The organism is Erythrobacter sp. CCH5-A1 (assembly GCF_001557115.1).
Classification (GTDB): Bacteria; Pseudomonadota; Alphaproteobacteria; order Sphingomonadales; family Sphingomonadaceae; genus Erythrobacter.
The window spans coordinates 57,707-67,841 of the sequence record NZ_LSKQ01000105.1 but is presented as its reverse complement, the minus strand read 5'-3'; the positions used below and the strand labels follow the sequence as shown (position 1 = coordinate 67,841).

Annotated in this window: 9 protein-coding genes; 5 read left to right on the top strand and 4 right to left on the bottom strand. The window is 67.2% G+C overall.

Going from position 1 to position 10,135, the window contains the following annotated elements; genetic code table 11:
• Nucleotides 1–102: 102 nt before the first annotated feature.
• Nucleotides 103–879, top strand: coding sequence for a helix-turn-helix domain-containing protein (locus AX708_RS05485; protein ID WP_067489648.1), 777 nt, complete (start codon nucleotides 103–105; stop codon nucleotides 877–879).
• A 6-nt stretch (nucleotides 880–885) separates the two neighbouring features.
• Here the strand turns inward: AX708_RS05485 and AX708_RS05480 are convergent, their stop codons facing one another.
• A complete protein-coding gene (locus AX708_RS05480) occupies nucleotides 886–1,257 on the bottom strand; it encodes a tRNA-binding protein (protein WP_066532697.1) in 372 nt (123 codons plus the stop codon).
• Nucleotides 1,258–1,348: 91 nt separating this feature from the next.
• Here AX708_RS05480 and AX708_RS05475 point away from each other — a divergent pair, with 91 nt between their 5' ends.
• Nucleotides 1,349–1,798 carry an MAPEG family protein gene (locus AX708_RS05475; RefSeq protein ID WP_066532694.1) on the top strand — a complete coding sequence of 150 codons (450 nt, stop codon included), beginning with the start codon at nucleotides 1,349–1,351 and terminating at the stop codon, nucleotides 1,796–1,798.
• A gap of 10 nt (nucleotides 1,799–1,808) precedes the next feature.
• A complete protein-coding gene (locus tag AX708_RS05470; RefSeq protein WP_066532691.1) occupies nucleotides 1,809–2,255 on the top strand; it encodes an MAPEG family protein in 447 nt (148 codons plus the stop codon).
• A gap of 17 nt (nucleotides 2,256–2,272) precedes the next feature.
• On the opposite strand, the gene trxB is transcribed toward AX708_RS05470, so the two are convergent.
• Entirely contained in the window at nucleotides 2,273–3,244 is a 972-nt protein-coding gene (gene trxB / locus AX708_RS05465; protein ID WP_066532688.1) for a thioredoxin-disulfide reductase, read from the bottom strand.
• 61 nt (nucleotides 3,245–3,305) lie between these two features.
• Complete coding sequence (locus AX708_RS05460; protein ID WP_066532686.1) at nucleotides 3,306–4,121, bottom strand: tyrosine-protein phosphatase; 816 nt, start codon at nucleotides 4,119–4,121, stop codon at nucleotides 3,306–3,308.
• A 160-nt stretch (nucleotides 4,122–4,281) separates the two neighbouring features.
• Here AX708_RS05460 and AX708_RS05455 point away from each other — a divergent pair, with 160 nt between their 5' ends.
• Nucleotides 4,282–4,743 carry a PleD family two-component system response regulator gene (locus AX708_RS05455; protein WP_066532684.1) on the top strand — a complete coding sequence of 154 codons (462 nt, stop codon included), beginning with the start codon at nucleotides 4,282–4,284 and terminating at the stop codon, nucleotides 4,741–4,743.
• Here the strand turns inward: AX708_RS05455 and AX708_RS05450 are convergent.
• Nucleotides 4,740–6,410 carry an acyl-CoA dehydrogenase family protein gene (locus AX708_RS05450; RefSeq protein ID WP_066532682.1) on the bottom strand — a complete coding sequence of 557 codons (1,671 nt, stop codon included), beginning with the start codon at nucleotides 6,408–6,410 and terminating at the stop codon, nucleotides 4,740–4,742. The two genes, AX708_RS05455 and AX708_RS05450, sit on opposite strands and share 4 nt — an antisense overlap.
• Before the next feature lie 368 nt (nucleotides 6,411–6,778).
• Here AX708_RS05450 and AX708_RS05445 point away from each other — a divergent pair, with 368 nt between their 5' ends.
• Complete coding sequence (locus tag AX708_RS05445; RefSeq protein WP_066532680.1) at nucleotides 6,779–10,132, top strand: TonB-dependent receptor domain-containing protein; 3,354 nt, start codon at nucleotides 6,779–6,781, stop codon at nucleotides 10,130–10,132.
• Nucleotides 10,133–10,135 lie beyond the last annotated feature (3 nt).

The following is a 10,135-nucleotide window of genomic DNA, read 5'->3' as shown; positions in this document are numbered from 1 at the left end:
CCACCGCTTCGGGTGAGCCGCAGCCCCCCCGAAAGATCGCGGCCCCAAGCCTTGCCGTGCAGGCGCGCGCGGGGGATGATGCGGAGGAAGGACGGCTCCCCCATGACCCAGCTCGCGACCATCCCGATCCCGCGTCCCGCACCCAGCCGCCCCGCATCGGGTCGCGCCGCGCTCGCTCCCGCCCCCAGCCGTGACCACGCGCTGGCGCTGTTCCGGGTGAACGGTTCCGATGGCATCGACCGCCGCGTCGCGGGCCGCGCGCTGCGGGTCGCCGGACCGCCCGCGCCGACCGAGAGCTGCAACTGGTTCTCGATTGCCTTCGACGCCGCCTTCCTCGCCGCCGCCGAAACCACGCACGCGATGCGGTTCGAGCCCCTGCCCGCGATCACCGACCCCGAAGCCCACACGCTCGCGGCGATGATCCACACGCTCGTATCGGGCGGGGCGGCGCCAGATCCACTGCTGTTCGATGCCCTGCGCCAGGTGCTCTTGTGGCGGCTGCTGCTGCTCTCGGGCGAGCGGCGGCAGCAGGGCGAGGCGCGCGGCGGTCTGGCGCCGTGGCAGGCGCGGCGCACCACCGCCTTCCTCGCCGCCAATATCGAGCGGCGCGTGCCGCTCGGCGAACTCGCCGCGATCGCCCGCCTCTCGCCCTTCCATTTTTCCCGCGCCTTTGCCCGCACCATGGGCATGCCGCCCTACCGCTACCAGCAGAAGCTCAGGATAGCGCGCGCCGCCGAGCTGCTGGCGGCGAGCGACATGCGGATCATCGAGATCGCACTGGCGGTCGGCTACGAGACCCCGCAGGCGCTCGCGCGGGTGTTCGTCCAGCAGCACGGCATGACGCCGTCGGAATGGCGCCGACGCCACACGCAGCGCTAGAGCGGTCTAGAACAGCCGCGCACCCAAGGGCACCGCTCTGTCGGGCTGAAACAGCACCACCCGGCCCTCTTCATCCGGGAAGCCCAGCGTCAGAACTTCGGACATGAACTTGCCGATCTGGCGCGGGGGGAAGTTGACGACCGCGGCGACCATCCGCCCCTCGAGCACTTCGGGCGTGTAGAGCTCGGCGACTTGGGCGGAGGAGCGCTTCACGCCCACGCCGGGGCCGAAGTCGATGGTGAGCTTGAACGAGGGCTTTCTGGCCTCGGGATAGGGTTCGGCGGCGATGATCCGCCCGGCGCGGATGTCGACATTGAGGAAGTCGTCGAAGGTGATGAGCTCGGCAGGCGGTGCGGCGGGATCGTGGACAAGGTGCATGTGCCGCAGGTTAGCGGATAGGTTGCGTTTGACAATCCATTCGCGCCCTCGCAGTCTGCGCGGCGAAGAGAGGTTTCGAGGGGATCAACCGATGCAAGCGCAAATTCTCGCGCCCGCCGCCGTGCTGGTGGTGTGGACGCTCGTCATGCTGTTCTGGACCGCGGGGGTGCGCCTGCCCGCTCTGAAGAAGGCCGGGATCGATCTCGGCGCGCGTCCCGGGGGGCGCGGTCAGGATCTCGAAGGCGTGGTAGATCCGAAGATCAACTGGCCCTCGCACAACTATTCGCACCTCGTCGAGCAGCCGACGGTGTTCTACCCGACGGTGGTGATCCTGGCGATCATGGGCGCGGGCGGGATCGATGTGGCGCTGGCGTGGGCCTATGTGGGTTTGCGGATCGTCCATTCGATCTGGCAGGCGACGGTCAACAAGGTGCCGGTGCGGTTTCTGCTGTTCATCGCCGCCACCCTCGCACTGGTCGCGCTGGCGATCCGCGCGGTGATGGCGACCGCATTCTTCGACCCCTCGGCCCTGCCCGCATAAGGAGCTTCGCATGATCGGCATGGATATTCTTCAACCCGTCGTCGCGCTCCTGGCGTGGACGATGGTGATGTGGGTGTGGATGTATGCGACCCGCATTCCGGCGATGCTCAGGGCCGGGCTGGATGCCAAGGCCATGGTCGGCACGACGGGGGCGAGCCTGCGGGCGCAACTGCCCGAGACAGTCAGTTGGAAAGCGGACAATTACAATCACTTACATGAAGCGCCGACGCTCTTCTACGCGGTCGCGATCGTGCTTGCGATCATCAGCGAGGGCGATGGATTCAACACCTCACTCGCGTGGGCCTATGTGATCTTAAGGGTGCTGCACTCGGTGGTGCAAGCGACCTGGAACAAGGTTGCGGTGCGCTTCGCCCTGTTCGCGCTGTCGTCGGTGGCGCTGATGGCGCTGATCCTGCACGCGGCGATCGCGGTGTTCGGCCTCCATCTCCACGGCTGAGCCGCGAGCGGCGGAGATCACTCCGCCGCTTCGGCCTGCTGCTCCGCATGCGCGCGCGAGGCGAGCCAGCGTTCGGCGTCGAGCGCGGCCATGCAGCCCATGCCCGCTGCAGTGACGGCCTGACGATAGACGTGGTCGGTGACGTCGCCGGCCGCGAAGACGCCGGGGATCGCCGTCTTCGGCGTGCCGGGTTCGGTGAGCAGATAGCCGCTCTCGTCCATCGGCAGCTTGCCGACGAACAGCGAGGTCGCCGGCGCGTGGCCGATGGCGACGAAGGCCCCGTCGACTTCGAGGGTGGAGGCCTCGCCCGTCACCGTGTCGGTCAGGGCTACATGGTGCAGCAGCCCGTTCTCGCCGCACTCGAAGCTATCGACCGCCTGGTTCCACAGCACCTTGATCGCTGGGTGGGCGAACAGTCGCTCTTGCAGGATCTTCTCCGCCCGCAGACTGTCACGGCGGTGGATCAGCGTCACGTCGGCGCAGTGGTTGGTGAGGTAGAGCGCTTCCTCGACCGCGGTGTTGCCGCCGCCGATCACGGCGACCTTCTTGCCGCGGTAGAAGAACCCGTCGCAGGTCGCGCAGGCGCTGACGCCCTTGCCGCCGAGCGCCTGTTCGCCCGGCACGCCCAGCCACTTGGCCTGCGCCCCGGTGCAGATGACCACGCAATCGGCGATGTACTCGTCCCCGCTGTCGCCGATGGCGCGGAAGGGCGAGCCGTTCTCGAGGTCGATGCTGACGATCGTGTCCCAGATCATCCGCGTGCCGACATGCTCGGCCTGCGCGCGCATTTCCTCCATCAGCCACGGGCCCTGCACCACGTCGCGAAAACCCGGGTAGTTCTCGACATCGGTGGTGATGGTGAGCTGGCCGCCGGGCTGGAGTCCCTGAACGACAATGGGTTCAAGCATCGCGCGCGCGGCATAGATCGCGGCCGAATAGCCTGCGGGGCCGGAGCCGATGATGAGCATCTTGGTGGTGTGGGTTGCCATGTGGGGGGGCGCCTCGGATGGGATTCTCTGGCAAGCGATATGGGGTTTCGCCGGGGAATTGTCACGCCACCAGCTTGGCTCTGAGACGCGCTTTTCTTTCCCCGTCCACACCTAAGATTGTGGCGAGATAGGCATCGAGCGAGCCGTGATCTTCTGTCACCTTCGCAATGTAAGTTTCTATATATTCAGGCAAAACACCCATGAGATTGTGCAAAGCCTCGGAGTCCATGATGCCGTAATGCGCTTCCATCCGCGGAAGCGACTGGCGTTCGAGGATCGCGCGGGTGGGCGCCTCGTTGGTGAGCAGGAACTCGGCGACGATATCGTCGTGATGGACGCCGAGGACATGGAGCAGCAGGCTCGCGGCGATGCCGGTGCGGTCCTTCCCCGCGAAACAGTGGACCAGGCTGGCGCCGTCGTTGGCATCGAGGGCGTTGAAATACTCCCGGAAGACCCAGATCATCGCAGGATTGACCGGCATCCGGGTGTAGACTGCCAGCATCCGATCGCGCGCCCTTTGCGCGGTCATCTCGACTTTGCCGCCCCCACCCTCGTGCGGCGGCGAGTTGCTCGTTTCGCCATCGTAGGCAATGACTTGCGCAGCGAAGTTCGGATGGCGTCTACACGGGAAGCCCTCCCGTTCGCTGTTGCCGCGCAGGTCGATCACGGTGCGGATATCCAGCGTGTCCAACAGCGCCAGATCCGCGTCCGACGCCTCCATATGCTGGCCCGAGCGCAGCAGCACCCCGCTCCGCACGCGCCCGCCGCCCGGCACCGCATAGCCGCCATAATCGCGAAGGTTGTGAATGCCTTGCGTGACATAGAACGGGCCGACGCGGGCGCTGTTGGACGCCCCTTCAAGAGAATCGCTGGTCATCGCCGAACTCCCTCGCAGACCGCCACGACAGCGGCAAGACACCGCAACGAGTGCGCAACGGGCGGCGCTAGGGAATGCACCGGAGGGGGCCGGCAGGGCCGCTCCAACCGGCACGTGGTTAATCCGGCATTTGCCAACGCCAACTGCCCACAGGATTCCCATGGCCCGCATCCTGATTGCCGATGACGACGAACTGATCGCAGAGCTCGCAAGCGAGGTGCTGATCGATGCGGGCTTCGCCTGCGGCTGGGTCACGACCGCTGCGGCGGCGTGGACCTGCGTTCAGAAGAAGCGCCCCGATCTGCTGCTGCTCGACCAGTCGATGCCGGGCGAATCCGGCATGACCCTGCTGCGCCGGCTGCGGCGCTCGAGCGCGCTCTACGATCTGCCGGTGATGATGTTCACCGCGATGAACGGCGAGCAGGACCAGCTGCAGGCGATCTATGCCGGGGCGCAGGACTTCCTCTCAAAGCCCTTCGAGCCGGCCGATCTGGTCGCGCGGGTGCAGCGTATCTTCAAGCTGCGCGGAAACCGGCCGCGCCATGTCGATTTGAAGAGCGCCGTGCTGCCCGATCCGATGCGCGCCATGCTGCCCGAAGCGGGCATGCGCCGCGTGATCTAGGCCGCCGCCGTATCCTTGGAGCTCTGGGCCTGCCCAGCCAGCAACCCGCGCGCGATCACCTGTGCCTGGATCTCGGCGGCGCCCTCGAAGATGTTGAGGATGCGCGCATCGCACAGCACCCGGCTGATTGGGTATTCGAGCGCATAGCCGTTGCCGCCGTGGATCTGCACCGCGTTGTCCGCCGCCGCCCACGCCGCGCGCGCGCCGAGCAGCTTGGCCATCCCCGCCTCGATATCGCAGCGCGCGCCTGAATCCTTGGCGCGCGCGGCGGCATAGGTGAGCTCGCGCGCCATCACCGTGTCGACCGCCATCAGCGCGAGCTTGTCGGCGACGCGCGGGAATACGGTGAGTGCCTGCCCGAACTGCTTCCTACCCAGCGCATAATCGAGCGCGAGGTCGAAGGCGTTCCACGCCACGCCGACAGCGCGCGCGGCGGTCTGGATACGCGCGCCCTCGAAGGTGCGCATCAGCTGCTTGAATCCCTGCCCCTCGCGCTCCCCAAGGAGGCCCTCGGCCGCCACCGCGAAGCCATCGAGCCCCAGCGCATATTCCTTCATGCCCCGGTAACCGAGCACCTCGATCTCGCTGCCCTCGATCCCGGCATCTGGGAACGGCACCGCGTCGCTGCCGCGGGTCTTTTCCGCCAGCAGCATCGAGAGGCCGCCATAGCCCGGCGTGCCTGCGTCGGTGCGCACCAGCATGGTCATCAGGTCGGCGCGCGCAGCGTGGGTGATCCAGGTCTTCGCCCCCATGACCCGCCAGCTGCGGTCCGCCGCCCGCTCGGCGCGGGTGCGCACGGCGGCGAGGTCCGATCCGGTGTCGGGCTCGGTGAAGACTGCGGTGGGCAGGCACGATCCGTCGGCGATGCGCGGCAGCCACTTGGCCTTCTGCTCCGGCGTGCCGTTCTCGGCGATCAGCTCGCCCGCGATTTCGGAGCGGGTGCCGAGGCTGCCCGCACAGATCCACCCGCGCGACAATTCCTCCGAGACCACCGCCATTGCCAGCTTGCCGAGGCCGAGGCCGCCGTGATTCTCGGGAATGCACACGCCGAAAACGCCCAGCTGCGCCATCTCGGCGATGACGCTGTCCGGGATCAGCGCGTCGGCAAGGTGCCAGCCATGCGCGTGGGGGGTGATCGCCGCGGCGGTGAAGGCGCGCATCTGGTCGCGGATCAGATCGAGGGCCTCGTCGCCCAGCGCTTCGCAGGGACGCACCCCATCGGCCAGCAGCGCGGCGAGGGCGGCGCGGGATTCGGCAGTGCTGCCCTCGGCGAGGAAGCGCGCGGCCGCTGGGTGTGCGGCCAGCGCCTGCGCCTCAGCCGCCGTGCCGAGGCTCCAAGGGCGAACCACCTCGTGCGCGCTCATCGGCATGCCGTAAGCGATCTGCGCGAGGGTCTCGCCAAAGCCGATACGCAGGGTGAGCTCCTCGGCTGCCCCGAAGCGCCCCGCCCGCACGGCCCGCGCCGCCCAGTCGGCGGTCGCCTCCATCGCGGCGATGCTCGCGGCCACCCAGGCATAGCCGTGGACGCGGTGCTGCTCGCGCGTGAGCAGGCCCGCATCGGGCGTGCCCTGCGGCGCGACCACCGCCGCCACCGCCTGCCTCACGCTGTCCCCATAGTCCCGCGCCGCTCCCAGAGCATCGCGCGCCGCCATCATCCAATCGCTCATGCTGCGGTGCTAGCAGAGCCGCGCATGCGAGGCGAACCGGCAAATTGGCGGCGGCCGGCTCGCTGTTGCCATTCCATCACACCGTGCGGGGCGCGCGACGAACTACGTCGAATGACCACTAACCACGAATTGGCCGGATCGTAATACCGGACGGGTGGCAGCCAGATCACTGGCGCGACATTCGTCTGGGGGCAGACGATCAGGGGCTGGAATCTCCCGACATCTGACCTCGCGCAGGAAGGACCGCACAGGACGCAGCCAAAGGGCGGATGCCCGCACCGGCGACGCATCTGGCGAATACGGCACGGCCCGGCATCGCACCAGCGGCGTCAGGTCCTGTCCTGACATTTTCCACGCGAGGACATAACATGCGCACACCCAAGCTCTCTCTCCAGTCGTCGTCGCTTCCCGCGCTTGCTGCCGCGCTGCTGATCGCTGGGCTCGCGCCCGCGCAGGCGAGCGCCGCCGAGGATGACGTCACCGCCGAGGACCTCGCCGCCGAAGAGGCCGCGCCGGACGAACCCGTGGAAGCGATCGTGGTCACCGGCTCGCGCATCGCGCTCTCCAATGTGACCGAGGCGACCAGCCCGGTGCAGGTGATCTCGGCCGAGACGCTCTCGCAGAGCGGGCAGGCCGACATTGCCTCGCAGCTGCGCCAGGTCGCGGCGCTTCAGGGCTCGCTCACCGGTATCGATTCGGTCAACCAGGCGCCGGCAGGCGATGAAAGCTCCGACCTCGGCCTCAGCCGTCTCAATCTGCGCAACCTCGGCACGGTGCGCACGCTCGTGCTCGAGGACGGGCACCGCCACGTGCCCGGCACCGGAGGGTCGGCCGCAGTCGATATCGGCGCGATCCCGCAGGGGCGCATCAAGAGCGTCGAGGTGCTGACCGGCGGCGCTTCCTCGATCTACGGCGCGGACGCGGTGACGGGGGTGGTCAACTTCACCCTTCGCTCGGGTCGCGATTTCGACGGTCTCGAAATCAACCTCCAGGGCGGCATCACCGACAAGGGCGATGCCGAAAACTACTCGGTCAGCATCGCAGGCGGCGGCGAGTTCGCCGACGGGCGCGGCAGCGCCGTGTTCTCGGTCGATTACAGCAAGCAGGCCTCGCTGGTGGCCTCGGAGCGGGATTTCGCCGGAACGGGACTGTTCGGCCTCGGCTTCGCCAACCAGAGGATCTTCGACCTGCTGGGACTGACCGATGCCGACTACGGCCTGCCCGCCGGCCAGCGCCCGAGCCAGGCTTTCTACCCCAATGTGACCCTGCCCGTGTCGAGCCGGTTCGGGATCATCGCGATCGACAACGGCTTTGCCAGCGCCTTCGATGCGGTGAACGCGCTCAACCCCGACGGAACCGTGCCGCGCCTGCCGGGCACCAACATCCCGATCGCGCAGGTCTTTGACGGCAACACGCTGCGGGCGTTCAATCCGGGCACTTTCGTCGATGCCTTCAGCGCATCCGGCGGCGATTCGATCGGTGCCAATGTCAACGAGCTGATCATCCCCGAGATCGAACAGTTCGTCTTCTCGGCCGGCGCCGATTTCGAGATCACTCCGGGTATCGAAGCCTATTTCGAGGGCAAGTACGCCTTCACCGACGGCATCGACGCGACCGGCACGCCGTTCAACGACGACATCCCGATCCGGCTCGACAACCCCTTCATCCCGACCGCGCTGCGCAGCCAGATCACCACGCTCCAGGGCCTCGGCCAGAGCCCGGTGATCGCGGTCTCGCGCGACATCCAGGACATCGACGTCCTGCCGACCGAAAACACCGAACGAACCTCGATCCGTTTCGTCGGGGGTCTGCGCGGCGAGTTCGACAAGCTCGGCTGGAAGTGGAACCTCTCGTACAATTACGGTCGCACCGAGGTGGAATCGGTGTTCCGGAACACCCGCCTCGACGACCGCTACTTCTACGCGATTGACGCCGTCGCGCTGAACGCCGGCAACCTCGCCACCTTCCGCGCCAACAACCGCGAAGTCATCGCGCTGCGCAACGGCCAGTCGGTGCGGATCAACCCGGGCACGGCGCAGGCTGGCGACATCATCTGCCGCTCCGAGCTTGACGGCACCGCGCCGGGCGTCTCGCCCTTCCCGCGCCCGCCGCGCAACCCGGACGGCACGGGACGGGCGATCAGCTTCACCCCGCGCACCGGGGTCTGCGCGCCGATCAACATCTTCGGACCCGACTCGATCAATGGCCCGGGCGCCGATTTCGCCTTTGTCGACATCACCAACTCGACGATCCTGACCCAGCAGCAGATCCTCGCCACCATGGCCGGCGATACGGCCGAGTTCTTCGAACTGCCCGGCGGCCCGGTGGGCTTCGCGGTGGGCTTCGAATGGCGCAAGGACACCTCGCTGTTCACCCCCTCGCCGCTCCAGAACTCGCCCGGGATCACCAGCGGCGTCGTTTCGAGCGGTTCGCCCGTGCGGCCCTCGCCCGACCCGCGCTTCCAGGACCCCTCGATCGAGGTCTACGAAGGCTTCGGCGAATTGCGCGCGCCGCTGCTCGCCGACATCAAGTTCATCGATCTGCTCGAGGTAAGCGGCGCGATCCGCTATTCGGATTACAACACGATCGGCAAGACCCTCGCCTGGACCGCAGGCGGGCGGTACAAGCCGCACGAAACGCTGACCTTCCGCGGCAGCTATTCGGTGGCGGTGCGCGCGCCCAACCTTGCCGAACTGTTCGGCCCGGTGCGCGCGGCGACCATCGGCCTGCTGGCCGACCCCTGTGCGGCAGCGAACATCACACTGGGCTCCAACTTCCGCGCGGCCAACTGCGCGCAGTTCGTGGCGCCGGGCTTCAACCCTGCCAACTTCGGCTCGGCGTTCCGTCCCGGGACCACCGGCGGCAACCCGAACCTTCAGGAAGAAGAGGCCAAGACCTTCACCGTCGGTCTGGTGTGGGAACCCACCGGCTTCCTCGACGGCTTCAGCCTGATCGCGGACTACTATGACATCGACATCACCGATGCGATCGGTTCGCTCACCGGGGTGCAAATCGCCGCGGCCTGCGTCGACTTGCCGACTATCAACAACCAGTTCTGCCCGCTGATCGTCCGCAACCCGGCCAACGGCCTGATCGAGAACTTCACCGCAGGCAACGTCAACCTCGGTGCAATCACCGCCCGCGGCATCGATTTTGCCGCCAACTACGGCTTCGATGTCCCGTTTGGCCAAGACCTTGGCACGATCCAGCTTTCGGTCACCGGCACGTACTTCCTCGAGGATTCGCAGGTCTTCGATGCCACGCCTGGCGCAGGGCTGGAGGGGCTGACCGGAGCCGCGCTCGAGCAGGCGCTGCTGATCCAGGAGATCAGCAACGACAATGTCGGCGAGCTGGGTTCGCCCGAGTTCATCGCCAATATCGGCATCACCTGGAACATGGACAAGCTGACCCTTGGCTGGAACGGTCGTTTCGAAAGCAGCCAGCTCGCGCCGGGCGTGGGGCGGATTCAAGTGGTCGACGTGGTGATCGAGAACAATGCCGTCGTGGTGAGGGATGACAACACCTTCATCCCGCTGTCGCAGCGCGATACCGGTAGCTCGCTGGTGAGCGACTTCTTCGCAAGCTACGACGTGACCGAGAAGTTCAGCTTCTACGGCGGCATCAACAACGCCTTCGACCAGGAGCCCTATCTGGGCGGTCTGGTGCGCCCGGCCGGGGTGCGCGGAAGGTTCTTCTACCTCGGTTTGCAGGGCAAGTTCTGAGGA

Coding starts and splice junctions, on each gene's coding strand:
- AX708_RS05445 (WP_066532680.1), top strand. CDS start 6,779: ATGCGCACACCCAAGCTCTCTCTCCAGTCGTCGTCGCTTCCCGCGCTT.
- AX708_RS05470 (WP_066532691.1), top strand. CDS start 1,809: ATGATCGGCATGGATATTCTTCAACCCGTCGTCGCGCTCCTGGCGTGG.
- trxB (WP_066532688.1), bottom strand. CDS start 3,244: ATGGCAACCCACACCACCAAGATGCTCATCATCGGCTCCGGCCCCGCA.
- AX708_RS05480 (WP_066532697.1), bottom strand. CDS start 1,257: ATGCACCTTGTCCACGATCCCGCCGCACCGCCTGCCGAGCTCATCACC.
- AX708_RS05455 (WP_066532684.1), top strand. CDS start 4,282: ATGGCCCGCATCCTGATTGCCGATGACGACGAACTGATCGCAGAGCTC.
- AX708_RS05475 (WP_066532694.1), top strand. CDS start 1,349: ATGCAAGCGCAAATTCTCGCGCCCGCCGCCGTGCTGGTGGTGTGGACG.
- AX708_RS05460 (WP_066532686.1), bottom strand. CDS start 4,121: ATGACCAGCGATTCTCTTGAAGGGGCGTCCAACAGCGCCCGCGTCGGC.
- AX708_RS05485 (WP_067489648.1), top strand. CDS start 103: ATGACCCAGCTCGCGACCATCCCGATCCCGCGTCCCGCACCCAGCCGC.
- AX708_RS05450 (WP_066532682.1), bottom strand. CDS start 6,410: ATGAGCGATTGGATGATGGCGGCGCGCGATGCTCTGGGAGCGGCGCGG.